This window comes from Sporolactobacillus putidus (assembly GCF_014647035.1).
Taxonomy (GTDB): domain Bacteria; phylum Bacillota; class Bacilli; order Bacillales; family Sporolactobacillaceae; genus Sporolactobacillus; species Sporolactobacillus putidus.
This window is the reverse complement of sequence record NZ_BMOK01000007.1, coordinates 154145-178889: the sequence shown is the minus strand read 5'-3', so window position 1 is coordinate 178889 and position 24745 is coordinate 154145. Positions and strand designations below refer to the sequence as shown.

The 24745-nt window shown below is 39.2% G+C and carries 32 protein-coding genes, 1 rRNA gene, 1 pseudogene and 1 riboswitch; of the genes and pseudogenes, 10 read left to right on the top strand and 24 right to left on the bottom strand.

Features of this window, described 5'->3' with window-relative positions:
* Together IEX81_RS10225 and IEX81_RS10220 are read right to left on the bottom strand one after the other, a co-directional pair.
* Positions 1-63: ribosomal RNA gene (locus IEX81_RS10225) — 16S ribosomal RNA — on the bottom strand; the annotation flags it as partial.
* Between the two features lie 473 nt (positions 64-536).
* Entirely contained in the window at positions 537-1430 is an 894-nt protein-coding gene (locus tag IEX81_RS10220; protein WP_188802981.1) for a LysR family transcriptional regulator, read from the bottom strand.
* Positions 1431-1562: 132 nt separating this feature from the next.
* Here IEX81_RS10220 and IEX81_RS10215 point away from each other — a divergent pair, with 132 nt between their 5' ends.
* From IEX81_RS10215 to yidC, 4 genes are all read left to right on the top strand, one after another.
* Positions 1563-1940, top strand: coding sequence for a CidA/LrgA family protein (locus IEX81_RS10215; RefSeq protein ID WP_188802980.1), 378 nt, complete (start codon positions 1563-1565; stop codon positions 1938-1940).
* Positions 1941-1944: 4 nt separating this feature from the next.
* Complete coding sequence (locus IEX81_RS10210; RefSeq protein ID WP_188802979.1) at positions 1945-2628, top strand: LrgB family protein; 684 nt, start codon at positions 1945-1947, stop codon at positions 2626-2628.
* 228 nt (positions 2629-2856) lie between these two features.
* On the top strand, positions 2857-3150 hold the full coding sequence (locus tag IEX81_RS10205) for a hypothetical protein (protein ID WP_188802978.1): 294 nt from the start codon (positions 2857-2859) through the stop codon (positions 3148-3150).
* 69 nt (positions 3151-3219) lie between these two features.
* A complete protein-coding gene (gene yidC / locus IEX81_RS10200; RefSeq protein WP_229727557.1) occupies positions 3220-3912 on the top strand; it encodes a membrane protein insertase YidC in 693 nt (230 codons plus the stop codon).
* A gap of 248 nt (positions 3913-4160) precedes the next feature.
* On the opposite strand, the gene IEX81_RS10195 is transcribed toward yidC, so the two are convergent.
* From IEX81_RS10195 to IEX81_RS10180, 4 genes and pseudogenes are all read right to left on the bottom strand, one after another.
* Positions 4161-4430, bottom strand: coding sequence for a phosphocarrier protein HPr (locus tag IEX81_RS10195; RefSeq protein ID WP_188802976.1), 270 nt, complete (start codon positions 4428-4430; stop codon positions 4161-4163).
* 360 nt (positions 4431-4790) lie between these two features.
* Positions 4791-5153 carry a 3D domain-containing protein gene (locus IEX81_RS10190; protein ID WP_188802975.1) on the bottom strand — a complete coding sequence of 121 codons (363 nt, stop codon included), beginning with the start codon at positions 5151-5153 and terminating at the stop codon, positions 4791-4793.
* 352 nt (positions 5154-5505) lie between these two features.
* Positions 5506-6093, bottom strand: coding sequence for a folate family ECF transporter S component (locus IEX81_RS10185; protein WP_229727556.1), 588 nt, complete (start codon positions 6091-6093; stop codon positions 5506-5508).
* A gap of 58 nt (positions 6094-6151) precedes the next feature.
* Positions 6152-6250, bottom strand: a riboswitch (THF riboswitch).
* A 340-nt stretch (positions 6251-6590) separates the two neighbouring features.
* Positions 6591-6722, bottom strand: a pseudogene (locus IEX81_RS10180) (sporulation initiation factor Spo0A C-terminal domain-containing protein); the annotation flags it as partial.
* 367 nt (positions 6723-7089) lie between these two features.
* Here IEX81_RS10180 and IEX81_RS10175 point away from each other — a divergent pair.
* The 6 genes from IEX81_RS10175 (at position 7090) to IEX81_RS10150 (ending at position 9838) form a co-directional block, all read left to right on the top strand.
* Entirely contained in the window at positions 7090-7311 is a 222-nt protein-coding gene (locus IEX81_RS10175; RefSeq protein WP_188802973.1) for a helix-turn-helix domain-containing protein, read from the top strand.
* A 42-nt stretch (positions 7312-7353) separates the two neighbouring features.
* The gene (locus tag IEX81_RS10170) at positions 7354-7845 is read left to right on the top strand and encodes a hypothetical protein (protein ID WP_188802972.1); all 492 of its coding nucleotides are present in this window, start codon (positions 7354-7356) and stop codon (positions 7843-7845) included.
* A gap of 124 nt (positions 7846-7969) precedes the next feature.
* Positions 7970-8335, top strand: a complete 366-nt coding sequence (locus IEX81_RS10165) for a YhjD family protein (RefSeq protein ID WP_188802971.1) — start codon at positions 7970-7972, stop codon at positions 8333-8335.
* 94 nt (positions 8336-8429) lie between these two features.
* Complete coding sequence (locus IEX81_RS10160; protein WP_188802970.1) at positions 8430-9224, top strand: ParA family protein; 795 nt, start codon at positions 8430-8432, stop codon at positions 9222-9224.
* A complete protein-coding gene (locus IEX81_RS10155) occupies positions 9221-9526 on the top strand; it encodes a hypothetical protein (protein ID WP_188802969.1) in 306 nt (101 codons plus the stop codon). Before IEX81_RS10160 ends, IEX81_RS10155 begins: the two co-directional genes overlap by 4 nt.
* Positions 9527-9838 carry a hypothetical protein gene (locus IEX81_RS10150; RefSeq protein ID WP_188802968.1) on the top strand — a complete coding sequence of 104 codons (312 nt, stop codon included), beginning with the start codon at positions 9527-9529 and terminating at the stop codon, positions 9836-9838.
* A 40-nt stretch (positions 9839-9878) separates the two neighbouring features.
* Here IEX81_RS10150 and IEX81_RS10145 read toward each other — a convergent pair whose 3' ends face one another.
* The 18 genes from IEX81_RS10145 to IEX81_RS10060 all read right to left on the bottom strand — a co-directional run bounded on the left by IEX81_RS10145 (position 9879) and on the right by IEX81_RS10060 (position 24714).
* Positions 9879-13718 carry a tape measure protein gene (locus IEX81_RS10145; RefSeq protein ID WP_188802967.1) on the bottom strand — a complete coding sequence of 1280 codons (3840 nt, stop codon included), beginning with the start codon at positions 13716-13718 and terminating at the stop codon, positions 9879-9881.
* A gap of 161 nt (positions 13719-13879) precedes the next feature.
* Positions 13880-14260 (bottom strand): phage tail assembly chaperone G, encoded by a 381-nt coding sequence (gpG, locus tag IEX81_RS10140; protein ID WP_188802966.1) that lies wholly within the window; start codon positions 14258-14260, stop codon positions 13880-13882.
* Between the two features lie 81 nt (positions 14261-14341).
* Positions 14342-15154 carry a major tail protein gene (locus IEX81_RS10135; protein WP_188802965.1) on the bottom strand — a complete coding sequence of 271 codons (813 nt, stop codon included), beginning with the start codon at positions 15152-15154 and terminating at the stop codon, positions 14342-14344.
* Positions 15155-15251: 97 nt separating this feature from the next.
* Positions 15252-15653, bottom strand: coding sequence for a hypothetical protein (locus tag IEX81_RS10130; protein ID WP_188802964.1), 402 nt, complete (start codon positions 15651-15653; stop codon positions 15252-15254).
* Positions 15654-15655: 2 nt separating this feature from the next.
* Complete coding sequence (locus IEX81_RS10125) at positions 15656-16030, bottom strand: HK97-gp10 family putative phage morphogenesis protein (protein ID WP_188802963.1); 375 nt, start codon at positions 16028-16030, stop codon at positions 15656-15658.
* A complete protein-coding gene (locus IEX81_RS10120; protein ID WP_188802962.1) occupies positions 16027-16377 on the bottom strand; it encodes a phage head closure protein in 351 nt (116 codons plus the stop codon). Before IEX81_RS10120 ends, IEX81_RS10125 begins: the two co-directional genes overlap by 4 nt.
* A complete protein-coding gene (locus tag IEX81_RS10115) occupies positions 16377-16715 on the bottom strand; it encodes a head-tail connector protein (protein ID WP_188802961.1) in 339 nt (112 codons plus the stop codon). The genes IEX81_RS10120 and IEX81_RS10115 overlap by 1 nt, the downstream gene beginning before the upstream one ends.
* 16 nt (positions 16716-16731) lie before the next feature.
* Positions 16732-18102: a phage major capsid protein gene (locus tag IEX81_RS10110; protein WP_188802960.1), complete on the bottom strand. Its 1371-nt coding sequence runs from the start codon at positions 18100-18102 to the stop codon at positions 16732-16734.
* A gap of 5 nt (positions 18103-18107) precedes the next feature.
* A complete protein-coding gene (locus IEX81_RS10105) occupies positions 18108-18686 on the bottom strand; it encodes an HK97 family phage prohead protease (protein ID WP_188802959.1) in 579 nt (192 codons plus the stop codon).
* 4 nt (positions 18687-18690) lie between these two features.
* On the bottom strand, positions 18691-19809 hold the full coding sequence (locus IEX81_RS10100) for a phage portal protein (protein ID WP_188802958.1): 1119 nt from the start codon (positions 19807-19809) through the stop codon (positions 18691-18693).
* Positions 19810-19818: 9 nt separating this feature from the next.
* Positions 19819-20016: a DUF1056 family protein gene (locus IEX81_RS16860; RefSeq protein ID WP_188802957.1), complete on the bottom strand. Its 198-nt coding sequence runs from the start codon at positions 20014-20016 to the stop codon at positions 19819-19821.
* A gap of 12 nt (positions 20017-20028) precedes the next feature.
* The gene (locus IEX81_RS10090; RefSeq protein WP_188802956.1) at positions 20029-21780 is read right to left on the bottom strand and encodes a terminase large subunit; all 1752 of its coding nucleotides are present in this window, start codon (positions 21778-21780) and stop codon (positions 20029-20031) included.
* Entirely contained in the window at positions 21780-22274 is a 495-nt protein-coding gene (locus tag IEX81_RS10085) for a phage terminase small subunit P27 family (protein WP_188802955.1), read from the bottom strand. Before IEX81_RS10085 ends, IEX81_RS10090 begins: the two co-directional genes overlap by 1 nt.
* A 335-nt stretch (positions 22275-22609) precedes the next feature.
* On the bottom strand, positions 22610-23008 hold the full coding sequence (locus tag IEX81_RS10080) for a hypothetical protein (RefSeq protein WP_188802954.1): 399 nt from the start codon (positions 23006-23008) through the stop codon (positions 22610-22612).
* Positions 23001-23438 carry an HNH endonuclease gene (locus IEX81_RS10075; protein WP_188802953.1) on the bottom strand — a complete coding sequence of 146 codons (438 nt, stop codon included), beginning with the start codon at positions 23436-23438 and terminating at the stop codon, positions 23001-23003. The genes IEX81_RS10080 and IEX81_RS10075 overlap by 8 nt, the downstream gene beginning before the upstream one ends.
* A gap of 18 nt (positions 23439-23456) precedes the next feature.
* Positions 23457-24218: a phage tail domain-containing protein gene (locus IEX81_RS10070; protein ID WP_188802952.1), complete on the bottom strand. Its 762-nt coding sequence runs from the start codon at positions 24216-24218 to the stop codon at positions 23457-23459.
* 47 nt (positions 24219-24265) lie between these two features.
* A complete protein-coding gene (locus IEX81_RS10065) occupies positions 24266-24439 on the bottom strand; it encodes a hypothetical protein (RefSeq protein ID WP_188802951.1) in 174 nt (57 codons plus the stop codon).
* Positions 24439-24714 (bottom strand): hypothetical protein, encoded by a 276-nt coding sequence (locus IEX81_RS10060; RefSeq protein WP_188802950.1) that lies wholly within the window; start codon positions 24712-24714, stop codon positions 24439-24441. The genes IEX81_RS10065 and IEX81_RS10060 overlap by 1 nt, the downstream gene beginning before the upstream one ends.
* Between the last annotated feature and the right edge of the window lie 31 nt (positions 24715-24745).

The window sequence follows — 24745 nt, the reverse complement described above, 5'->3', positions numbered from 1 at the left end:
GACTTGCATGTATTAGGCACGCCGCCAGCGTTCGTCCTGAGCCAGGATCAAACTCTCCAAAAAGTAGTACTTACCGGATAATTTCTATCCGTATCAATCTTTTATACGCGTTCGAATCCATAGCTTTTTTGAATTGATTCAAGGGTTTACCCTTTTTCAATCACGCTTGGCTTTTGTTCAGTTTTCAAGGAACATTCATAAAACTATCATTCACAAAGACAGCTAAAACATCCTATCAAAAAATGCATCTTCTGTCAACTGCTGCTTATGGTAGTGCATAAATATTGTACCTTCGTATTCATCATCTGTCAACAAAAATTTAATTATCAACAGCGACCAAATTAATATACCATCCTTATCAATCGCTGTCAATAACCCTTTTAAAATTTTCTTAGATAAATTCATTCGCCCAAGGAGACATGTCTGGAGGAACAAAGTATTTGAATGATCAATTTGAGAATAACCGCAAAAACCGTGCAACGATTGAAGTAAAAAATACGGACCCCTCCTGCGTTTTTTGATCCGCCGCAAGTCAGTTAAACGCCTTTCAAGGCTTCTTTTGATTCGGAAATCCAGGTCCTGGCTGCAAAGGAAAGGTAATGGTTTTTCTTCCAGATCATGGACAGCCGCCATGTTAGATCCTTTTCTTCAATCGGCAGCGTGGCTACCGACTTCTGATCCGCTTTTTTTGTCATGCTCTCAGGAAGAAGGGCGATACCGAACCCCTCGGACACGAGTTTAATCATGAAATCCCACTGTGAACTCTCAAAAAAAATTCTGGGCTGAAATCCGGCGCGTTCACAGTTTTTCAAAATCATTCCCCGAAGCGAAAATCCGTCTGGAAATAGAATAAAAGATTCCTTTTTTAAATCTCTAAGCCTGATACTTTCTTTTTTTGAAAGAGGATTTGAATGGTTCACGACAAGCCGCAACGGATCGTCATAAAAAAAGAAAGAGTCGAAAACTCTTCGGTCAAACGATCCGACTGTCACCCCGACATCAAGCTGGCCTTCGGCTACGCAATTTGCCACTTTCCTTGCACCGTATTCGACAATGTTCAGATTGATACCCGGATAGTCGCTACGAAACTTTCCAAGAATCGCGGGGAAGAAATAGGCTCCGATCATCGGGGGCAGCCCAATCGTCAGCTTCCCTTTCTTAGCGTTTGTTAAATCGGCCAATTCGTCCGAAAGATGATCAAATGAACGAACAATTTCTCGGGACTGTTCAAAGACAATTTTCCCGGCATCAGTCAATTCAATTTCTTTCCCCGACCGATCGAGAAGTGTCATGCCCAGCTCATCTTCAATATCTCGGACCATCTTGCTGATTGTCGGCTGCGTGATATATAAATGATGCGCGGCTTTCGTAAAACTTTTCTGGACCGCTACCTCCAGAAAATAATGAAGATGTTTAATATCCGTTTCCATCGCCGCCCATAATTGATTGGAATGTTATTCATTCTTAATATCTATTGTACCTGCGATTATTTCTTTTGTATAATACGTGTGAGTTATGTCACAGCTTTTGCTTCTCTAAAAATAAGGAAGTGTTATTCTGTTATGAAAAAAATTTTCTTTACTGCTGTTCAGGTAGCCGTCCTTTATTTTTTTGCTCTGATCGGCAATGTCATTGTGTCGGTGCTGCATCTTCCGGTTTCCGGAAGCATCGTCGGCTTGTTTATCGTTCTTGCCCTGCTTTACTTTAATGTTCTGAAACTGTCAAAAATCGAACTTGGAGCAAGCTTTCTGATGTCCGAGATGCTGCTGTTCTTTATTCCTTCTGCTGTCGCTATCATTCAGTACAAGGATCAAATCCTTCAGCATGGTTCTCAGTTTCTGATCGTGATTATTTTAAGCACGATTACGGTCATGATTGTCACCGGACTTGTCGCCCAGTTTTACGTTCATAAGTTATCCGGGAAAAAGGAAGAGGTATAAATCCATGTTTATTGCATTAAGCTGTATTATCATGACCATCGTGATCTATTATTTTTCAAAACTGTTATACAGGAAAATCAAGTTTGCTTTTCTATCGCCGCTTCTTGTCGCTCCGTGTATTCTGTCTTCACTGCTCGTCGGTTTTCATATAGACTATTCGGATTATGACAGCGGCGGACGCTGGTTAGGCAATCTGCTCCAGCCGGCCGTCGTCGGTTTTGCCGTTCCGCTTTATAAGTACCGTAAAGTCATGAGGAAGTATTTAAAAGTCATTGCGGTCAGCATGACAACAGGCGTAACGGTTGCACTGATCAGTTCCGGCCTTTTCAGCCATATTGTCCACCTGCAGAGCAGCTATCTGCTTAGCCTTCTTCCAAGATCAATCACCACACCCATCGCCATGGCTGTTTCATTCAATATCGGCGGCGTGCCGACAATGACCGCAATCTTCGTTATTGTCACAGGGATCTCAGGTCTGGTTCTCGGCCCGATGATCATCCGCTATTTGCATATTAAAGAAAAATTAGCACGCGGACTCTTATTAGGAATGGGCGCTCACGGAGCCGGAACATCGAAGGCGCTCGAGTTCGGCAGCGAGGAAGGAGCTGCGGCTAGCCTGGCCATGGTGCTTGCGGCTATTTTCACTCTTGTATTCGCCCCCATTCTGACTCCGATTATTCTTTTATAGTTTTAACTACCGCCATGATTCATTATGTTTAGTTTAGGTAAGATCTGGCCCGTCCTTTTTAAAGGGCGGTTTTTTTTTGAATCTAGCCGCTGATCCGGAAAAAGGCGCGACAAAAGAACAGCAGGACGTATCGTTTCCTTACAATCCATTGATGATCACTTTTCAATATAAAAGGACAATCCGTATGATATAATGAATACAGTTTTCAACGGAAAGAAGGTGACAGTCATGATCGATTTACTGACTTACATGCTGAACGACCCTGCGCTCCCGTCACTTCTTTTCATTTTGGGCTTGTCGGTACCCTTCCTTCACGCCTTCCGTTTCGGTAAAGCCCGTGCATATTCGCTTCATTATTGCAGCGAGTCTGAGCCATGCTCTCTGATCAGTATCTCTGTCCAGACACATGTTCATCGTGTTGATTCTTTCAGCATCTGGCTGTCGCATGTCATGGGCAGAAAAGAAAGTTCGGGCGGCGACTCTGAACATCACGATTTTCCTTCTAAAATTTTGAGTGCTTGATCTGCGTTTTTAATACTCAAAGGCTGATGCATGATGACGAACATCAGCCGTATTTTAGGAGGAAAATATTTGGGACAGCTAATTATGCCTTTTACGACCATGATCCAGTTCACAGCTTCTTTGTTCGGAAACAACTACGGCATGGCGATCATTACCCTGACCGTTCTGATACGGCTTGTTCTTGCGCCACTGATGATGAAACAATATATCCGGCAATTTGACTTAAGAAAAAAAACGGAAGCCTTAAAACCTGAACTGGCAGACATACAAACGAGACTGAAGAAAGCAGAGGATCCTGTTGAAAAACAAAAAATTCAACTGGAAATGATGGATGTTTACAAAAAGCATAATATTAATCCTCTTTCTACTGTCGGCTGCCTGCCTATTCTGATCCAGATGCCGATTCTGATGGGTTTTTATTATGCGATTAGAAGTTCACGGGAAATCGCCTCACATCGATTTCTGTGGTTCAGTCTGGGGCATACCGATCTTATTCTGACGGTTGCCGCCGGAGTCGTCTATTTTTTGCAGTTTAAAGTCAGCCAGAAGCTGATGCCGGTAGGTGATGACAGCCAGCAGCAGTCCATGCAGTGGATCGGCCTGATTTCACCGGTCATGATTGTTTTTGCATCTATGTCTACTTCCGCAGCACTTCCGCTTTATTGGGTCGTTGGCGGGCTCTTTCTGATCGTCCAAACCTATGCGGCACATGTGATGCTCAAGTATACGGCGAAACGCAGGTTGACTATGCAGAATGACTAGTCTCACTTTTTCTCAGGCAACATAACAATAAACGGCCGTATCTTGAGAGGCTGTCCGATTAGCCGATTTTCCGGCAATGGGGCAGCCTATTTAAATTTTGGATTGGCGACTTTTATTTTTTTAGCCAATCTCTTTTCCCTGTATGAAATTTTCATAAAAGGCGCCATATCGGGCGCACTAAAAAAGCGAATCCTCAGGGAAAATTCCCAAGGATTCGCTTTTTCTGCTCGAGCTAAGCGGAAGCATTCTTATTTTTCTTTGCCAATACCCTGTGCAGTAATGACTTTTTCGATGGCCGCAACAGCTTCATCCGCGTCGGAGCCTTCAGTCGTTACCGTGAATTCAGCGCCTTGCATAATGCCTAAAGCCATAACACCCATAATGCTCTTCAGATTGGCTTTTTTGCCGTTGTATTCAATGTTAATATTCGATTCGAATTTACTCGCTTCGCTTACCAGAACCGTCGCAGGACGGGCATGAATACCTGTTTCATCAGTGACTACAAACGTTTTTTCCATTTTTCACTCGCTCCATTTCATTTTCAAAATAAATTTAAATCAACAGGCGGCATCCGATTAAAGGACACACCCGCAATTAACGAAACAACCGTTTACAATACAATAAACGACAGCAATCAACAAAGCATGACTTTATTTTATCATTACTGAGCGATCATGTCATGAGAAAAAAGCGAAAAAATTTCTAACTAGTGAATGAAAAAACCGAAACAGCCGATCATCATGCGAAAAAATAAGTACGATACCTTCTCAAACCCCTCAATATCACTTTTCCCTGTTTTTCTCCGTTCATTCGGCTTAAATAAGAGAACACAAAGAAAAACACCCCTCATCCGATAACATGAAAGGTGCGCTTATTTCTCAATTACGATAAACGATAATGTTCACTCTTTTTCTTCCCCATTTAATCGCCTGCGCATAGGACCGAACATGCAGGTCAATAATATGTCCCTTCACCCTTCCACCGGTATCTCTGGCAACAGCGGTTCCGTATCCGGGTATGTAGACCCTCGAGCCCAATGGAATAACTCGCGGATCAACAGCGATCACCTTTGCATCCGGATTTTTTGAAAGATCGAAACCGGTTGCCGTCAGTCCAAGTTCGCAATAGGCCGTTGCCTGGACACTTAATTTTATGTACGAGCTTCTTGCTGAGGCTACATTGTTTGAGAAACCCGATAACAGAAACATGACTGCCGCTAATGACAAAATGGCTTTTTTCATTTTAAGAACATCCTTTACTCTAGCTGCTTTTACTTTATCAGTTGAATATAACACTCATGTTTCAGAAAAATTCTCATTTCGTTACATTGATGCTTAACAAACAGACGACAGAACTGACAACTCGTTTGAAAGATGTAGTTTTATTTTGAAATTTTAAAGCTTCCTCTATCACCGCTTTATAATATCTTTATCAGAAAAACAGAGGCCGGGCGCACCAAAAAAAATCCGGCGGGGATCATCCGGCGGATTTTTCAATGGATCGCTGCAACACCGGCACTGATACTGTCGGAGGGGAGCTGATTTTGCAGCTGATGTCTTTTATGCTGTTTCTGTGAAAGTCCGGCAGTGGACCTTAGAGAAGCGAGATCCGTTTCTGACTCTTGCTGCCGGGCAGCAGATGCGCACCGGTAAGAATCGGCAGCAACACTTGCAACGTAACGTAAAGTATGGCGACTTCGATCGGCAGCATCAGCGTATTTTTCAGCAAACTGGCGATGAAAAAGAAAGAGTAAGCTTTACCGAACAGCATGGCGCTCCAAAGGCATCCGAGTCCGACATTGATGCCGTAATTGATAATCAGTTTCACGAGTATTAATCGCAGCACAGTGATCCGCTGCCGATAGAGAAACAAACCGTAAATCAGCCCGCTGAGTATAGCCGACAACGTATAACCGGGGAAAAAGGCGCCGCTCGGATGGGCGATGAAACCGACGATATCTGCCGCCGCCCCGGCAGCCGCAGCGACAACCGGGCCGTAGATCATGGCACCGAAAGCGAAAAATAAAAAGGTGAAGACAATATGCAGATTTTGCGAAACGGGGATAGCGAATGTACCGACAACAGTCACAAGCGCAATGACAAATGCGGCCAACGTCAGCCGGTTCACTTTTTTCAATTCGGCCGCGGCACTTTGCCAATAAGCCTTTGTAAAAATGGACATGATCATTCCTCCTAAATTGGCACTCTTGCCACATAGAGGAGGATGCGCTCCAGAATGCGGCAGCGGGATGCGACGACTGCACGGCAAGCGGTTGCTTTTCGTCCCGGGGACAACTCCCCGTCCCCCGGGCACGTGACCCGCAGTCATCTACTCTGCCAAAAATGTTGTAATCTTATTTTAGTAAAAATATGACAGATTGCAAGTGAAAAATTGTTATGTATACCCGCAAAGCGGCTTTAATAGCTTGCTCATAAGACATCAATTTTTTTTGGAAAGGTTTTTGACGTGCCATACAACATGAAATTTTCAATGTAGAAATCGGAGTCCTTCAAATATAAAACACCTCCTTTTTACTGAATTTCTCAATCCAATAAATTGAAGGTGTTCATATGAATAAGGAAGAAATATTTGTGGGTTTGGTGGTGGAAAATTCCAATGTTTGTTGGTTAATCGGGTGTGGATTCCAACAATATCCTTTTTGAAAAAATCCCTTCATTTCAGTGAAAAACGCCGCTGCGTTCGACTTCATCCGCCCGGTTCTCAATCCTGAGCTTGTCAGCAACCATGGCGATGAATTCGCTGTTCGTTGGTTTTGCTTTTGATATCGATATCGTGTAGCCGAACAGGGAACGTTGATTTAAAGGGATTTTTGAACCACAACTCACAAATTTTGTTTCCAATTTATATGAACATTTATTGGTTTGAGATCGTCTAGTTAGTTGATTAACTTACTCTAACAGTATAATTCTGGATATTCATGAAGTCAACCGATTTCTAACAGTTGAAAATTATTTGATTGTTTTTTCATGTTGCATCGTGTACAGGCCAATGATCATCAAATATCTTTGCTTCTTGGTTAACTTTTTCCATTCACCCGTTTTAACAACCATGTGATCACTTCCTCCAAATTGTGGTATAATACTGTTGTACTCTTTTAAGTACAACAACATTATAACGTACTTAAAAAAGTACAGTCAACCCTTTGGAGTGATTAAGTTGAAAAACGTTAAATTTCAAATCGAACATTTAAAACAAAAAGCAAATGTATCATCGATAAGCGAATTAGCAGAAAAAGTAGACATAAGAAGAGCAACCTTATCTGAATTGGCAAATGGAAAGCGTCAACGTATCCAATTTGAACATATTGAAAAGATCGCAGAGAAGTTGGATATTGAGGATATAAGAGAAATCATTAATCTTGATAGCAATGAACAGTAGACGAAAACTACAACACAAGATGTATTTGGGGAGGCGGGCAACATGTTAGGACATTTTGGATTTTCATATGTGGGCTGCATTTATCTACTGATGCTGTTCATTCCCAATATTCTCTGGGTAAAGTATAAACCGACAGGCTATGATGCTGTCGTTTCAAATGAAAATAAGGTTTTATTGGCATTTGAACGTGTGGGCCAGGTGTTGGTTACTTGCGTTTCAGTAATTTTCAATGATTATAATCTTAAACCGTTTTCCTTATGGAGTTTGTGGCTAATTGTATCTTTTATCTTGATGATTATTTATGAAATTAGCTGGATACGGTACTTTAACAGTAAACATTCTCTAAAAGATTTTTATGGAAGTTTCTTAGGAATTCCAGTACCAGGAGCAAGTTTGCCAGTAATGGCATTTCTGCTATTAGGTATCTATGGAAGGGTTATTTGGCTTATTATCGCAATTACTATTCTTGGTATAGGGCATATCGGAATTCATTTGCAGTATTTGAAGGAATGCAAGACAGGTAAATTGTGGTGATAAATTATAGTTCGCAATAGCAAATTTAAGTTATTTTAATCCTAATCATTCTATCTCTGAATGGTTATTTTTTCACCTTGAATATAGAACATATATTCGCTTATAATATTCTCGGGTGATAAAAATGGACGAATCAATGCAATCAAATAAAGAACTATCCAAAATTGAAAAACAAATTATCGATCATTTTATATTCCTTCCAGCTATCCGTTTAGCGCTTAATCATGATAGAAAAATCATTATTGCATCAAATCCAAAATTCAAAGAGGAATACATTAAATATATTGATGAAGCCATTCACCGAGTTGTTGCAGCTATGAGAAAGAATAAAGATGACATATTCGATCACCATATCCGAATGACTCGGAAAAGTTGGTTTGAATATGATGTATACATTAGAGGACAACTGATTCATGTGAAATATCATAAGAGCGTTGCTGCTGAGTGGATCTATAATCAGATTGAATATTACCTGAACAAGCAGGATTAGTATCATTTACATTAATATTAACATTTGTATTGATATATCATTATTTTTGATCTATTATATTAATATAAAAGCTAATATTAATGGAGATGATATTATGTGTATCGTTATTGCTGTTGCTAATAATAAAGGTGGCGTATTGAAAACAACAACTGTTACAAACCTAGCCGGGATAGCCTCACAACATGGACAACGTGTCTTGATCATTGACTGTGATAATCAAGCCAATGTGTCGCTTTCCTTTAACAAGAATCCTGATCAGTTTGACAATACTCTATTTGATGTATTAGTTGATGAAGTTGATCCACGCTATGCCATCGAACATGTCACGGATAACATTGATATACTTCCTTCGAATGATTCCTTGTCTATGCTTGAATTTGAAATCTTAACCAACCTAGATAAATACCCGAAACCGTTCTACCTATTAAGAGATTTGCTTAAAGACACTGTAAATGATTATGATGTGATCTTTCTGGATTCACCGCCAAACCTTGGGTTGGTCAGCGGTAACGTTCTGTCATTTGCAGATGAAGTGCTTATTCCTTTTCAACCTGAATCCTTCTCTATGCGTTCCCTTATTAAGATGTTGGATGCCATCAATGAATTTAAACAAGCGCATAATCCACGTTTAGACATCTTAGGTGTCGTCGGAACCTTGGTGAATAATCGGACGAACCTTCATACTAATATCTTGGATCAATGCCGTAAATACTGCGATCATAAGCATATTAGGATGTTTGATACAGTTATACCAAGATCCATCCGTTTTGCCTCTGCTGTGGCTTTTGATGGCTTACCCGCAACCTTAGTTAAAGAGAATAAAAATAATGATATTGTTAACACTTATATTAACCTGTATAATGAGGTTAAGGAGGCTGTTAATGTATGACACAACGAAAGAAAGCAACTTTGGCAAGTTTCGGCAATGTCGCTAATGAGGATAATAATGAAAACATTAATGAAGAAGTTAATGTAGATAATAATGAAAATGATAGTAATAGCATTGTAAAATCAATGGTATCTGATCGACCACAGAAGAAAAACGAAAAAAAATTAACTGGTATTTATTTTGATCCTGATGTCTCTGTTGCTCTAGACAGATTAAAAGCTAGTGGTAAGCTAAATGTCAGTAAATCAGTTTTCGTTAATAATGTAGTAAAAGCTGCATTGAAAGAGAATGGATTGATGTGAATGCTGATATTCAGATTTTTCTTTATCAAAACAAAAGTTGATGGCGAATGGATCGATCTAAGGGGAACAATTGACAGCAAAGATTTCATTGATGAAGGGGAAAATGGAGACGTATATTTTTATGCGGATGATGAGATTAAAGAAGATATATTGAATTATCAAGGCCATCCGTTACAGTTATTTACTATGACTTTTGACGACGATGAAAACCAATTAGACATTTTTGTTATCCGTCAATTTGATAAATGGACAAACGAAGGAAATAAAATAGTCTGTTTATCACCACAAGAATTTTATAAGAAAATCAATTAACAAAAAAAAGACATCACCCAAATTAATGGATGATGCCTTTTTAATTAAGAGAAACCCCCTGTTGTTTTAATTTATTATTTACTTGTGCAAAGAACTGATTTGCAGCATCTTTCGCTGAATTCCTATCCATATTACCAGTTACATTAATATTTATCGCTGGAAGATTGATGTGATTTGTAACCGTTACAGGATTATTGTTTGATCCTGATGAATTTGATCCATTCTTACCCTTCAAATAATCGAGCGTTTGATACATTAATTGTATCGCACGGTTTTGATTGGTTAGAGGAATGATCATTTCAGGATTGTTACCTTCAGCAATATTAGCCACCTGTGCTGTTGTGACCAGTCCACCATTCGCATATCCATGTCCCTGACCTAAATAATATAAACTAGATCCGTAACGATTCTTCGCATAGTTTAAAGCAGCCAATAGATTGTCAAAACCATTCATAATATTGTTGTGACCTGGCAAATGATACTGTGCAAAGGTCGGAGGAATAACCTGCATCAAACCTTCAGCTAAGTTGCCTGTAATGGTGTTAATATCGGTGTATCCGTGCTGAATCGCGTTAGGATTACCGCCTGATTCAGTTTGAATCTGTTTTAACACTTTATTAACCATATCAGATGAGGTTGATAATCCGTTCATCTGCAAGGCTTTAATGACATCAGGTTTCCATCTCTGAACACCTGAGCCACCAGGATTATCACCATTGAACTGTTTAGACAGCCAATCTCCTGCACCTTTGACGACCGTTTTTACAATTCCTGTTGCCACATCTGCGACTGTTCCACTTAACTTGCCCATAGCAGAACCCGCGAATTGATTCACAACAGTATTCAATAATTGTGTGGGATGAGTCATGGCTGACCAGATATCCGATCCAGCCGTTGTTAGTGCATTCCATCCACCCTTTATGAAATCTACCGCTGACCCTAGCCATGAACCCGATGCAAACTTGAGAAGACCAGATTTCAATAATTGTTCTGTCTTATCCCCACCAAGTATTGAATCACCCTTCTTTACAATGACGAGTGTGTCCTTAGCCGGAGTTTTCTCAATCGTACCATCAGCATGTTTAATGAGTTCAGGTTTACCACCATCACCAACATGGACAACCGAGTCCTGCACAAATCGACCCATACTATCCACTGTACCATTTGCAAAATAGGGGATATTCGGAAAGTTAACATGGTCAATTTTGGGCATACTGATCTTTCCAAGTAACCAGTCGACTCCATCAATCACGCCATTGACAACATTTTGAACGCCATCGATCAATTGGTTTCCGATAAAGATGCCAGCGTTACCTAATGCTTTCGCCCCTGCCTTAATACCATCGGCCATATTACCAGGAAGAGCTTTAAAGAAATCAATAATCTTACCACCGACAGAGGTTACAGAATTCCACATGTTGCCGAGCATCCCACCTGTTAAGTTGTTTAATAGATTGAATCCACCCTTAAACGCACCACTGATAAGATTCCATCCAGCGCCAGCAATATTCTGAACATCGCCCCAAAGTTTTCCCCAACGTCCAGTAAAGAAATCTGAAAATAAGGTAACGATAGATCGGATATATTTTATGTAATTGTTAAATGTGTCGCTAATTACAGACCAAATTGAACCAAAGGTTTTAGACATTGACTGGAAAGCTTTAATACAAAAGTTAACGGAAGCTTGAAACATATCTTTGACGAAAGCCCATACGGTATTGACCACATCACGGAACGTCTTAAAGTGATTGTATGAATAAATAGCAGCAGCAGTTAAAGCTGTCACAACAGTAATTACCTTAGCAATCGGGTTAGCGTTCATTGCCATATTTAATGCTTTTTGAGCGACAGACCAAGCGGTTGATGCTACAGCAGCAGCTTTCTGTGCAGCCGCAAACGCAAGAACTTTAGCTTGATTTGCCAATGATTTAACTAAACTCACTGACATACTTCCTATGAAACTTGCAGATGTTTTAGCAGCCGATCCAATGGTTGAAATACCCTTTGATACACCCGTTACAGAAGCCTTGCCAATCGTTTTAAGACTGTTTCCAATTCCCAAGAGAGCCTTATTACCAACAGTCCCTTCAGTCCCAAGATACTTTATTGCATTGCTTGTTCCCGTAATGGCTTTACCCGTATCACTCAACAATTTACCTATTGGTAACAAACCTGTCTTCCATCCAACAAGGCCGACTGCAACAGGTGCTAATACGTTTGGATGACTGATAAGAAAATCAAAAACAGGTTTGGCAACTTCCCAGGTTGTTTTCACAGTATCCTTAACTGCATTGAGATCCGCACTGATTTGCGATTTATGACTATTGATAAAGCCTACAAATTTACTTAATTCAACAGAAGCCATCGACATAGCCTGACTAATTCCCTTACCCAAATCAGTGGCCGCTGTTTTTATTTCTGGACTTTGCAAAGTCTTAGTTAGATCAGTTAATCCCTGTTTGTTCGTGGTTGTGATCGGCTTCATGATATCGCCAGCGAGACTAGCCCATGTATTTTTCATGGATAGCTGTAATCCAGCACCTGTCTTATTAAAAGTGTCCAAAGATTGGGCATTAGACTTACCCATAGAGATCATAGTGTCCTGAAAGTCTTTACTCGTTATCTTCCCCTGCTTACCAAGTTCAACGAGTTTTGACTGTGATACGCCCATTTCCGTTGCCATCGCCGCACTGAATCCAGGCAGAGTTTTTGTCATCTTGGCAACATCAGCGTAAGTTATTCGACCATTGACACCGACCTGTTGAAGACGTTTAGAAATATTAAGGAGCTGACTGTCATCAAGTCCTTTAGCTCGTCCAACTTCCATAATCGACATCGCCAAGTCTTGCATACCCTGTTTATTTTTCGTCAGCGCAAACATCGTTTTAGATAATGCGGAAACTGTGCCAAGGCTATAATTTGTCTTCATGTGCATGTCATCTATGACCTTAGTCATTTCCTGGCCTTGACTAGCCGACTTCATGAGGCTTGTCCACTGAAACTGTATTCCGGCAAGTGTTTTATCCTCTGCTGTACCTGCGGCAACAACCGATTTGATTCCCGATTCAATTTTTCCAAATGCTGCTGTGGCAACATTACTTGCTAATCCACCAAGAAATGAACCCATAAATACACTTTTAGCAGACAGAGCAGACTCGCGAACTTTGCCTAGACGATCAGAAAGAGTTATGGATTGTTTTCCAAGATTATCATATTCAGATTGAGTATGAGCAATTTGCGTAGCCAGTTCATTCATGCGAATTGTTTGTTCTCGATAGGCGCTTGAATCTTTTCCCGACTCTTCAGCTATTTTGGAAAGCATGTCCTGTTCTTTGGCATAGGTTGAATTCATATTATTCAATTGATCCTGAAGACCCTTAGACTTGACTCGGTTTGCTTCCTGTTCATTACCTTGGGCTTGATACATTTTAATAGTGGATTCCATTTCACGCTGAAGCAAAGATAATTGATTCTTATTATCTTGAATCCCCGATTTTTGATAATCCCACATCTGTTTGGTTTTTTCTTGTTCAGCGATTTGTGCGGCCATGCTCTTAACATTATTGTTAATTTGAGATGTGAGTTTGTCATAGGCAGAAGCGTTTTGTTCAGTTCTATTTCCCATGTCTGCAAGTTGCTGTTTCTGAGAATCAATTAAATTTTTCTGCGCTTGAATGCTCTTTGTTAATCCGTCGTATTTCGCTTGGTAAGCTCCAACCGTATCACCGAGTTTTTGCATAACAGAAAACTGTGCGCGCCATTCAGAGGTGGCAGCACTAACAGAGTTTTTCATGGCAGATAAACCTTGAGTCATCTGCTGATTATCCAACCCTACATGTACGACAAGACTAGCAAGTGCTTTTGCATTTCCAATTGGCATTGATTAACCTCCCTTCTAAATTCTTTTTAGAACATTATTCAGAGATTCCATATTTTCAGGATTATGGTCTGAGAACAAATCATTCAACTCGTAATAGTCTTGATCATCAACCTGTTCCAAAGTCCAGCCATTTTCTTTCATGAGTCCTCGGCGAAGATCGTTCAAGCCTTTGAGCGCTTCGCCGATGCTAACTTTTTTACTTGCTTCACTTCTTCATCCTTTTCTTCAATATGCAGAATTCCATTAATAAGCTCCGTCATCACCTGAGTCAATTCTTCAGTCGTCAAATTATCTTCCATAAAATCTACCGTTAATCTTTTATCATTGATGACATCTGCAATGTAATTCATGATATCGTCGAAACTATCGACGTTTGCGCTAATTGCTTCTTCAATTTGTTTGGGGGTTGCATTTTCTCCATCAATATTCACTTTTGAACCGAGTTTAAGAAACATTTGTTGTATCTTATAAGTCCTTTTTACATTTCTGATGCTTTCTTTTACTGCATATTCTTTTCCTGAAATTTTAATTCGTACTGTCATTTTTAGTCCTCCATTTATAAATAAAATAAAAAAAGGGTTAGTTAGCCGTTTAAAACTAACTAACCCTTGTGTTTCAATTGATTAAGCAACGGTTACTGAAACTGTAGCTGTCTTGCTTGGATCTTCATTTGATTTAACTGTGATTGTTGCTGATCCAATTGCAACACCAGTTACTAATCCGTTACCAGTTACCGTAGCCTTCGATGCATCCGAAGTTGAGTAAGTAACTGCTTGATTTGCGTCAACCGGCAAAATTGTAGGAGTCAATTGCTGAGTCCCACCAACTGCGAGCGATACGGTTGTAGGCGCAACGGCAATTGACGTTACGGCCGCATAATTAAAAGGGAAAACAAAGGCATCCCACGCTGCTTTTTGAAAACTTGGATCAGATTCAAAACCCTTTGCAAAAACACGATAGTCCGAATCTCGACTTGTGCCGGTAAATGTAAGGGAATCTGTCTGAATCGTTTGATTCTGCTGATTGGTCTGCGGGTTAGCATCGGGAAATCCAAAAGTTCCCTTTAGTAACGCCAAGTAGACTGGATTGTTCCCATCACTAGAAACAATTTCAATTGCCGAAAACGGAGGCTTAGTATCTCGTCCAATTGTCCAAATACCATTTGCATCCTTGACAGCTCCTGTAATAGCGCCAATGACTTCTTCAGGAACATCTTCAGCAGCTAAGGTCAAAGTAACATTACCTGTTCCGACACCACGGATTTGCTTTGGCGTATTGGATCCCCAAAGTGTTGTTGGCGTACTGTTTAGCCCCTGAATATTGGCTCCAATTGTACGACCAGATGATTTATCAATGGTAAAAATATTAGCTGATGTAAATTTCTCTGTCCCTTCGGTCATTACACCGATGCGAGCAGATTCAAAACCGACTAACATATATTTTCAAATCCTTTCATTTTTACTGTTTAAAAAACAAAATAAATAGAGACTGCCAAATGACAGTCCCCTCAGATAAAATTATTAATTTATATAATCAAGACATTCCATCGTCCTCGACAACAGAATCCTTGGTGTATTGTGTTGTAAACATTAATTCAGCAGTGTTCGGATCAATGTTAAAGCCACCATCATATGAGTTGTAATAAGCAATACTTTCACATGCAGTGTTTACAAGTCTACGAACTTTATCCGCACGAACAACATCTTTGCTATTAAACCATCCCTGAATCTCAACCGTCCGATAAGCTCCATAGGCATGATTACTCGCAAACTTGTTATATAAGCCTCGGATATCATCAATTCTGATAACGGGTTGATCCGTAACTTTTTGAAATTCTTCGGGAACTGCATAACAGAATATATGACTGGCAGGAACAATGGCCGTTAGCTGAGGAAGATTAATTAATGCTTGCTGAACTTCAAATGATTGCAGCATAATTAATCACCTTCCATGATCCTATTGATAATCGCTTCCTGCATCTTTGGTTGGGCTTCATCAAGAGAGTGTTCCATAAAATGTTTCCCTGGCATACTCTTTGTCCCATTGTTGACGAATCGGTAATACCAACCATATTTTGAGAAGCCCACATCTACACTACCATCAGGATATTGATTCTTTTTATATGTAACGTCATCTCGCAAATGGTTTTTCTTATCCTTATCGCTGACAGGAGTATTAGAAATTAAGATGTTGCCATAGATATCGGCAGCCTCACCAATGGCTTCTTTCCTGACAGTATCGGAAATGTTAATCTTATCCAATTGACTGAACAGTTCATCGAGTCCATCAATCTGAATATTGTTGTTACTCATTGTGTCACCTTCTTAATCGTTACCAAATCAAAAGTCACTGGGTTTGGTGTATCATCAGGCGCTACGTCAATCACTCGGTAAGTCACACTATCTAATTGAGCTAACAATGATTGATTCACATTAGGATTATGACGAATGATTACTGTGATGTCGTCCTGATGTTCCGTACCAATTACTTGAAATTTTTCCGCAAGACTACGATTCCAGATTCCACACCAAACAGAAAAGGAATCTTGAAAATTAGAATCATCGTGACTCACAGCAATTTCGCCAATGTTATTTGATGGAATTGTCGTCCCGAAACTTATCCGTTTATTTAAACGTGAAGGATCATTTGCTAATGCCATTAGAAACCACCACCCGTTGAAGTAGTTGTAGGATCAGGCGTAATGATCATAATTCCACGTAACATGCTGATAATTTCAGTGACACCGAATGGAATATCGAGAGGAAGCATTCTTGAGGCTGTATATGATTGCTGTCTATTGAAATACCAATGTCCGACAAGCAAAGCACAGGCACGGTCAAACATAAGATGAGTTTCATAAACAGATATGTCTTGCGTTGAATCAACGGAATGGATTATGTAATCTTGTGCTTCAGCAAGAAGTTCGCTGATAAATGCATCATCATCTGTGCTGTCAATACGAAGTTGCGACTTTAATGTGTCAACCGTGAGCGGCATAAAGCATTACCTCCTATCAGACGGTAATAGCAAGTGTCATAGAGATACCAGCATCAGGGTCAGCTACACGGAAGTCTGCGCGATAGAACGCATAAAGCTGAAGTTCATAATTATACCCAGCGAACCAACGAGCTGTCGTATCAGCCTTATGTGCATAAAGGCAGAACATTTTCGGATCGCCAAGCCACAGATGGGCTTCACCCTGAGCGCCCATCGCAACGTCTTGGACAATAACCAATGGAACGCCAAACATCGTTTTACTTGAAGCATCCGTAATACTTTGCTGTACAAGGTAACGTCCATAGTTGTCTCTCAACGTATCGAGAATCTGGAAAGCACTCTGAGTTGCAACGAATACACGATTTGTGTAAGCAATGTTTAATTTAACGTTAAACTGTTCCTTAATCTGATCAACTAGGTCAAGTTGATAGCCAGCCGTTCCTTTAGATACGGAGATTGCTACAGGTGTAACGACTGTTGTATCATCGCCAGCGACCATTAAGTGACCGATTGCATATTGTTCTGTAAGGTACTTCTGTTCGTTTATGTAGTCTGCAATTTTCCCCGTAATATCCACATTGGTGTCGTCAATCATTTCCTGAGAAACGTTCAATTGTTGACGATAGGTTTGTACCTGATATTCAACTGGGTAAATGGCAGGATTTGCGGTAACAGCGTTTGGCTGAAGTGGTGATACAACAGTCATGCCAAGTGTCTGACGTTTGAAAATAGGTGCAAACCCGTGAGGTTCTTTGACTGCAACTTTATTAACAAGTGGAGCCAAACTATTCGGAGGAAGCGGCTGATCGGTTGCGTTCAGGTATTCTGTAGGAACAATCGCGCCGTAGGATGCATCAAAGGCCAGACCTACATCACGACGTTCTCCCTTAGATCTGACGTATGATTCAAAAGAACGTACATGTCCTAAGCTTCTGCGTTCCGCATTTTTTACATTATGCATCGGAAGGATAATTCCTCTTTCCTCAGCAGTAATAATTCTACTATTACTTTGTTTGCCAGCAGGAATGACTCCAGCAGCTTTATTATGTGCAGGAGCCTGTCCATTCGTAGAAGTTTGGGCTGTAGAATCGGTAGGATCAGCAGAATCCGTCTGAGCATTATCCATATCGCTGTCGGTATTATCAGGTTCATCGGGATCTTGAAGAAGTGGGCTGATCTGTTCAAGTGCGTCCAAATCCGCAGCACACTGTTTGCAGTCGTTTTCAATGATTGTAATCTGTTTTTGGATTTTCTGAATGTCATCAGCAGATAAAGAAGAGTCATCCCCTGCTACTGCTGCGCGAGATTCTTTAATTCTCTTCTTAAGTTCTGCACGTTTCTCTGCAAGTTCTTTCTTTTTGTTTGCAATTTTTTCCTGGATAGTCATTATTGTTATTCATCCTTTTCTAATTTTTCTGTTAAATAAAGCCATAATTTAAGGCGCTCCATTTGCTGAGAGCGCCTGTAACGTTCATATGATCGTTGTGCCTGAACACTCGTTTCCGGATAAGCCGGAATACAGGTCAGCGATATTTCAAAGAGTTCATCAAGTTTCAAGATTCGTCTTGTTGTGTTCCCTTGGTCATCAGTATCAAATTGATCATCTGCTACTGTAAATCCAAATGAACACCCCTGAACGTTCCCATTCTGTATGTTCTCGAACACATCGGCACCAAGTGATGTGTTAGGAATAGCACAGGTAAATGCCAATCCTTTATCATCCACTTTTAGAGTCAGCGTCTTAGTGTCCGTTCGGGCTAATACATTGCTGAAATCGTGATTGTACAAGCAGAAGACTTTGCTCATATCCACGCCATCTAAAGCTTTAGGGTCTACCGTTTCGATAAATCCAATGTCCTCAGACGGTTGATTGAAGACAATTGCATAACCTGAAATCACATGCCCACCAGTATCATCACTGGCCCTAATATCAAACTCTTGGGAAAAGGTTCTTTTTTCCATATCTTGCATACTCTTACCACCCTCCTTTCTTTGAGAGAATGGCAAGCGCCTGATCACTTGTAATAACTCCGTTTTTAACCAAATTAGCCATCCTGGTCTCGATAGCTGAATTGTCCGGATCAGTAATAGAACTTACATCGAGTGCGACTATCTCACCTGGAAGAGTAGCTAGTTTATTTGTAATTTCGCTCGTGATTGGCTGCATGTATCGATTTAAACAAGCAGCATAATACGTCATGATTTGTTGAATGTTGCTGTGTTCTGACTCCATTTGAAGTAAATCACTGGGAAGTCCAAACGCTTTTGCTATCTGTTGTCTTGTCCAATCCGTTCCTTGTAGTAGATTCAGAACATTACTATCAATGGCAACGGATTTATACGTTGTTAAATTGTCTAGAACTAAAGGCCTTCCGGCGTTTGTTCCTGAATTTGCAGCTTCAAATTCTCTACGAATGTTTTCCTTTTCGGCTTTTCCTGGTAAGCCTTTATTGACTGTCAGAATTCCGCTAGGATTGATGGATTTGGCTAAGGAAGTTAGGGTTAAGTTGTTAGTTTGATTCTGAATCTCAACTTCTTTGGATAAACTCATGAGTGGTGAAGTACCGAGTACCATCAATTGAGTGGTTGTATTTGCGGAGAGTAACCTGAAGTGAAGCATATCTTGCGAGGCGACTAAAGTATCTGGTCGATCATCAAAGAATCGAATATCATAAAAAAGTTGCTGAGAGTCATCCGTCATTAAGACATTGACTTCCATGTTAATAAGAATCTCTAATTTTGTGGGTTGATTCGTTATAGGGTCTCGCCAAATTAGCACAAAGGAGTTACCATTTAGCAGAAGGTTTACTAAAACAGTTTGCCAAAAGTTATATGGAGAAAAGATAGGACTTGGATTTACTGAAAGCAGATAATTTAAGTTTGGATCGGGGATGTTAGTTTTAAATGCTGCTGTGGCAACATCAGAACTAATTCGGTCAATCACGGCATAGACATCAGAGTTTTGTATAGCAGCAGTTGCATTTACACCAGAAGCAATTGGCACAAGTTGTCCATTTTGCATGACAAGTTGGACATTGTTTGCACCAGAACCAAGATTGAGGGATCGTTTTTCCCCTCTTTTACCGAAGAACATTTACATTTTTTACCTCCCTCCTGTTGGGATATTGTTAATCAATAAGCCAAGCAAAATTAAAACGCCCGACAATGTAAACAGTCCGGCGATTGTATTAATTAGGAACACTGTAAACACTAAGATTCCTAATCCCAACAGGAATAATATTGAATGAATATTATTCCAAATGAATTTAATTGGAGAATTCAAGTTTAGTTTGATTGCCACTACCTCCCTTTTTTAGAATCCAATTTGAGTTTTGAAATACTCATTCCATTGTTCGTCTGTCAGATTAGGCAATCCGTCATCATCTTCATCTGATCCATCAAAATACAAATACCCTTGTGTAAATGCGTCAATCACGGCGTCTACACAGTCAATTTTATTTGCATTCTTTTTCTTGTCCACTTTCAAGCCGTTATTGTCTTCAAGCAAAATCGCATTCAGAAAGCTCGCTCTGAGAATAGGATTTTCGTTGTGCAAAATTTTCTTATCGTAAATCTGCATCCTCATCTCTCGTGTCGGTGTGTTCAGTGTTTTGGTGCCCTGTCTTATACCGACAAGTGTCCAATCCTGATGATCCCGCTCAATCTTGGCAATAAGCGGATTAAAATTCCAATCATCATAACAAATTGCTTTCACGTTTAAATCATGATCATCAATATAATTGCAGAGCCACTCATACACGAAATCAATGTCTATGATCCCTGTCTCAAGGCGTGTAATATCGCAATAGCCTTCATCTTCAAGTCTGCGATAGGGTAACTGGTGAGTCTTTTCAACTTCTTCAATCCCGCCATATCGAGTTGCGATAAAACTATGAGAGTCAATATAGAATTTATTTTTCCCATCTTCATGATCAACAAAAGGATAGACAAAGCCGATTGCCGTTGTATCATTGCTCTTGCTTAAGTCAATCCCGATATATACATCTTGTTCATCAATATCAAACGGCTTATCAATCACCGTTTCATTCCAATCATTGACATTAATCATGGATTCTTCAGAAGCCTGTCGCCACAAGTTGAGATTTTTAACAAGAAAGGCATTAACATTTTTCTGAGCGATTGCTTTGTCACGTTCGGAGATAATACCTTTTGTGAGAGATTTTTTCTTCTGAGGATAAGCCATAAGAGGGTTTGATTTTTCCCAAGTGTCAGGATTATTCATTTCTTTTTCGGAGTCTTGTTCCCATATGGCAACGAAATAATCATCCATTCTGATCTTACCATCGAGGACTTTAGAGAGCATCACATAATCATCGTATAGGGGAACTTTCGGGTCTACACCGGCTGTAGAAGTTTGCAAGAGTAGTGCTTCATCATTGGCAACCATGCCTGATTGGAGTCGAGAAATTAAGGAACGAGTCTTTGCCTGGTGTCCTTCGTCAAAATCGCAAAAGGTTGAATGAATTGAGTCTACGCCTTTTGTATCTTCCGAGACTTTACGAATGAAAGAACCCTGACTCTTTATAGTTATTTCGTTGTATTTAAGATCGACAATTTTTTCAATCTCATCAAATTGATTACCTAGCCGGTCAAGGCTATTCCAGCAATAAGAGAATAGTCTATCTGCCTGATCCATTGAGTTACTAGCACAGATAATTTGCCGGTTATTCTTTGGCGTACCAAACAGAAAGTCATATATACAGAGCCAGCTTGCAATCTGAGTCTTACTATTGGTACGGGCCATTGATATAAACCCATTACGCCACCGCTTGCCGCCGTCTGTCCTACGCCAGCCGAACAACATAGCAAGAATCCATTTTTGAAACGGCATTAACTCAATAGGAACACCCTTATCAACGTCTGGAACAATGCTGATAAATTGCAAAACCTTTTTAACAATCTCTTCATCATAGTAATAAGGGAAATCCTTTGTTCGTACATGTTCTAAATCGTTCAAATGTCGCTGACAGGCTTTTTTAATCTTTTCACATGCGACAATTTTTCCTGAAAGCACATCATGACAATATCTGTTACCTGCATCCATTACTTGCCACTTCCAAACACATCAAACAGACTTTCCCTATTTTCGTCATCCTTGTTTGGGATTAATAATCGAAGCCTTGAATCAACCGTGAGACCTAGTTCCGATGCACATTTTCTCATACTATCTGCTGAATCCTTCATTACACGGAAACTTGGTGACAATTTGCTTCCGTCTTCTGTCTTAAAGCCATTTTTCTTAATATCCTTTTCCGCATCAACATAATGTTGATAAAAATTGCAATATTGTTCGAAAATACCGCTGTCTAAGTCTTTGATAGGTAACTTTTTAATCTGCGGGGCTAACTCTTTCCAGACTCTTTTTGCCAAACTGTCAAGGTAAGCTGGCGGTTTATCACTGAGTTCAGGAAACTTGTCCATTTCTTTCTCAGCCTTTTCACGTTGCGCTTTTTCGGCATTTGAGATATGCGAATTTAACCCATTAATCGCTTTAAGTTTTCTTCCTCCCCCGTTGTTCGAGCCAGCGTTTGCACTCAATTTAATCAAATCCTTCCCCAATAAAGTAAAAATCTTTTACAAACAGGAAATTTTACAGACGAAACCCCCACGACTCGTTGCCCAATATAATTCAGGTAGGCGGGGACATCGTAAAAAGCCGATAACCACAATGTTTTTTGAGATTATCAGCCGACTTTTCAAATTGATTTAGTTTGTTCAATAAAAACTGTTTTTCATATTCATTTCAAACTTTTATTTCAAATTTCCATTTAAAATTTTTCCAAAAACAATTTTCCGTTTTTGATTTCAGAAAAATTTTCCAAAATTATTTTTCAAATTTAATTTTGTTTTTTAATTTTCATTTTTATTTTCATTTATTTATTCATAAAGTTAATGTACTTATTACCACTAACAAGGTTATTACCTTTATCGATCACGTACACATGATTGCCACTATAAGTATCATGATCACTACTATTAACTAAGTCGATTAGTTCCTGTCTCGTTAATTTATATTGAGATGTCGTACCATAGTCACATACAACGAACACGTCCATTAATTCATCTTGGTTGTATCCTAGTACTCTAACCACTTTGTCCACTATCTCAATGGGTTCACCGTTATTAAAAACTAATTTCTTATTCTTAAAATGGTTAACTGTAATCTGTCCATTGAGTTTCTTTCCATCAATATAATATAAGATACTGTCTTTATTTTCATCATTGATTTTTGGTTCTGTATAAACAATCGTTAATGTCTTATCTTCACTCATTTTTTAATCCACCTTTTTTATTGGCCCATTTTTTCTGTCCTTGTTTTTTTATCCTTTGTTCTTCAATTGTTTTCTTTGTATGGCATGAAGGACAAAGGCTTTGTAAATTATCCATTTGCCAAAATAAATCCAGCCTTTCAACAGCCGGTTCAACATGGTCAACATGACTAGCCGGTTTAACATATCCTTGTCTTAAACATTCCTGGCAAAGATGATTATCCCTTGCCAATACCGCTTCACGTAATTTTCTCCAAGCCGATGTATGGTAATTGGCCGTTAAGGAATTCTTCTCATATCTTGTCTTGTTGTATGTCTTATTCCATTCTTGCTTCTGCTTAACTTCGTACTTCTTATGTATTGGACAATACCGCTGATTTTGTGGGATTAACTTGTGGCAACTGGAATAATTACATTGATGCACTAATTTCATTAAAACCAATCCTTCGTATCACATGTAAATATATCGATAAAACATTTTCATCTTGCATGTTCCATTTACAAATAAACGATTAACCCCTAATTTCAATTTAAGGAATATGTCATTATGATTATCATAACGGTATGTATTAGGTAGATCAGATTCAATGATCTCATTTTCTCCATCAATGGTGAGTGTTTCACCATCTTTTAACCCTACAAAAATACACTGACTCCCACCATCGTTATAATTCAAAATAGAAAAATCACCATCGCCAGTTTTGGTTAACTTAATGTACGGACAAAATTTATAATCGCCCTTATTATTGATTTCAATGAACTTTCCTTCATCTGGGATTTCATGATAATCTGTGATCATTGGTGAATAGGCATATGGCCCATTACAACGAATCTTAACAGTCGCAAAACCTTCACCAGATCCATTGTGAGTTAGTGTTCCATCAGCATACATAATCCCAAAATAATGCCGGATAGGATATTCTTCAAAATAAAATTCACTATATGTATCTTTATTCAACCATTGCTTAACGAGCTGTAATCCTTCTTCATTAAATCCGTTTGTCCAAAATAAGTTGATTGGAGGTAAATCAAGAGGGGCTTTACTCACGTATTTAAAATAGGGGATAGGTTGCTGATCGTTAGTGTCTTCATTGATTGTTTTGTTAGCAACGAATATATCCTGAAACTGGCTGTTGCCTGTCCCATTTGCACAAACAATACCAAAATCAGACGAACTTTTACCATTAAAGTTTAATGTTACATACTCAAGCATCAGTTATTTTATTCACCTTCTTATTTTTAGACATGGGAAACTTTTGTTCATTCATTATTCTTTGTCCCTTCACAGCCGATTTTAATTTTAACTAGCGACCCATCTTTAATTCCATCAATTAATTCTTTATAATCTTTTTTACATTTTTCCAATTGTTCTTGAAACATAAAATCATCAAGTGAAATATGTACTATCATACTTGCAAGTTTTTCTTTATCCATTATATTTCTACCTTCATTTCAGCTACCGCTTTTTTAATGACTTCTAGGCCATTAACCGAACGATCAATAATAAGAATTTTATTATCTGGAAAATACGTCTGTAATTTTTCTCTAATTAAATTTCTTTCATATTCATCTACTAGTCCATAAATTTTTAATACGATTATATCTTCTTTTCCAACATCGATTTTACTCACGATAATCGGATCTGTATTAATTTTATTTTTAATTTCTTCCAATTCTTCTTTAATATTCTTGAGTTCTTTCCTTAACATTTCTCTTTTCCCCTTTTCATTTTCCTAAATT

Excerpts from the sequence above, each read along its gene's own strand:
- IEX81_RS10220 (WP_188802981.1), bottom strand. The coding sequence starts at position 1,430 with ATGGAAACGGATATTAAACATCTTCATTATTTTCTGGAGGTAGCGGTC.
- IEX81_RS10215 (WP_188802980.1), top strand. The coding sequence starts at position 1,563 with ATGAAAAAAATTTTCTTTACTGCTGTTCAGGTAGCCGTCCTTTATTTT.
- IEX81_RS10210 (WP_188802979.1), top strand. The coding sequence starts at position 1,945 with ATGTTTATTGCATTAAGCTGTATTATCATGACCATCGTGATCTATTAT.
- IEX81_RS10205 (WP_188802978.1), top strand. The coding sequence starts at position 2,857 with ATGATCGATTTACTGACTTACATGCTGAACGACCCTGCGCTCCCGTCA.
- IEX81_RS10195 (WP_188802976.1), bottom strand. The coding sequence starts at position 4,430 with ATGGAAAAAACGTTTGTAGTCACTGATGAAACAGGTATTCATGCCCGT.
- IEX81_RS10190 (WP_188802975.1), bottom strand. The coding sequence starts at position 5,153 with ATGAAAAAAGCCATTTTGTCATTAGCGGCAGTCATGTTTCTGTTATCG.
- IEX81_RS10185 (WP_229727556.1), bottom strand. The coding sequence starts at position 6,093 with ATGTCCATTTTTACAAAGGCTTATTGGCAAAGTGCCGCGGCCGAATTG.
- IEX81_RS10170 (WP_188802972.1), top strand. The coding sequence starts at position 7,354 with ATGTTAGGACATTTTGGATTTTCATATGTGGGCTGCATTTATCTACTG.
- IEX81_RS10165 (WP_188802971.1), top strand. The coding sequence starts at position 7,970 with ATGGACGAATCAATGCAATCAAATAAAGAACTATCCAAAATTGAAAAA.
- IEX81_RS10160 (WP_188802970.1), top strand. The coding sequence starts at position 8,430 with ATGTGTATCGTTATTGCTGTTGCTAATAATAAAGGTGGCGTATTGAAA.
- IEX81_RS10155 (WP_188802969.1), top strand. The coding sequence starts at position 9,221 with ATGACACAACGAAAGAAAGCAACTTTGGCAAGTTTCGGCAATGTCGCT.
- IEX81_RS10150 (WP_188802968.1), top strand. The coding sequence starts at position 9,527 with ATGCTGATATTCAGATTTTTCTTTATCAAAACAAAAGTTGATGGCGAA.
- IEX81_RS10145 (WP_188802967.1), bottom strand. The coding sequence starts at position 13,718 with ATGCCAATTGGAAATGCAAAAGCACTTGCTAGTCTTGTCGTACATGTA.
- gpG (WP_188802966.1), bottom strand. The coding sequence starts at position 14,260 with ATGACAGTACGAATTAAAATTTCAGGAAAAGAATATGCAGTAAAAGAA.
- IEX81_RS10135 (WP_188802965.1), bottom strand. The coding sequence starts at position 15,154 with ATGTTAGTCGGTTTTGAATCTGCTCGCATCGGTGTAATGACCGAAGGG.
- IEX81_RS10130 (WP_188802964.1), bottom strand. The coding sequence starts at position 15,653 with ATGCTGCAATCATTTGAAGTTCAGCAAGCATTAATTAATCTTCCTCAG.
- IEX81_RS10125 (WP_188802963.1), bottom strand. The coding sequence starts at position 16,030 with ATGAGTAACAACAATATTCAGATTGATGGACTCGATGAACTGTTCAGT.
- IEX81_RS10120 (WP_188802962.1), bottom strand. The coding sequence starts at position 16,377 with ATGGCATTAGCAAATGATCCTTCACGTTTAAATAAACGGATAAGTTTC.
- IEX81_RS10115 (WP_188802961.1), bottom strand. The coding sequence starts at position 16,715 with ATGCCGCTCACGGTTGACACATTAAAGTCGCAACTTCGTATTGACAGC.
- IEX81_RS10110 (WP_188802960.1), bottom strand. The coding sequence starts at position 18,102 with ATGACTATCCAGGAAAAAATTGCAAACAAAAAGAAAGAACTTGCAGAG.
- IEX81_RS10105 (WP_188802959.1), bottom strand. The coding sequence starts at position 18,686 with ATGCAAGATATGGAAAAAAGAACCTTTTCCCAAGAGTTTGATATTAGG.
- IEX81_RS10100 (WP_188802958.1), bottom strand. The coding sequence starts at position 19,809 with ATGTTCTTCGGTAAAAGAGGGGAAAAACGATCCCTCAATCTTGGTTCT.
- IEX81_RS10090 (WP_188802956.1), bottom strand. The coding sequence starts at position 21,780 with ATGGATGCAGGTAACAGATATTGTCATGATGTGCTTTCAGGAAAAATT.
- IEX81_RS10080 (WP_188802954.1), bottom strand. The coding sequence starts at position 23,008 with ATGAGTGAAGATAAGACATTAACGATTGTTTATACAGAACCAAAAATC.
- IEX81_RS10075 (WP_188802953.1), bottom strand. The coding sequence starts at position 23,438 with ATGAAATTAGTGCATCAATGTAATTATTCCAGTTGCCACAAGTTAATC.
- IEX81_RS10070 (WP_188802952.1), bottom strand. The coding sequence starts at position 24,218 with ATGCTTGAGTATGTAACATTAAACTTTAATGGTAAAAGTTCGTCTGAT.
- IEX81_RS10065 (WP_188802951.1), bottom strand. The coding sequence starts at position 24,439 with ATGGATAAAGAAAAACTTGCAAGTATGATAGTACATATTTCACTTGAT.
- IEX81_RS10060 (WP_188802950.1), bottom strand. The coding sequence starts at position 24,714 with ATGTTAAGGAAAGAACTCAAGAATATTAAAGAAGAATTGGAAGAAATT.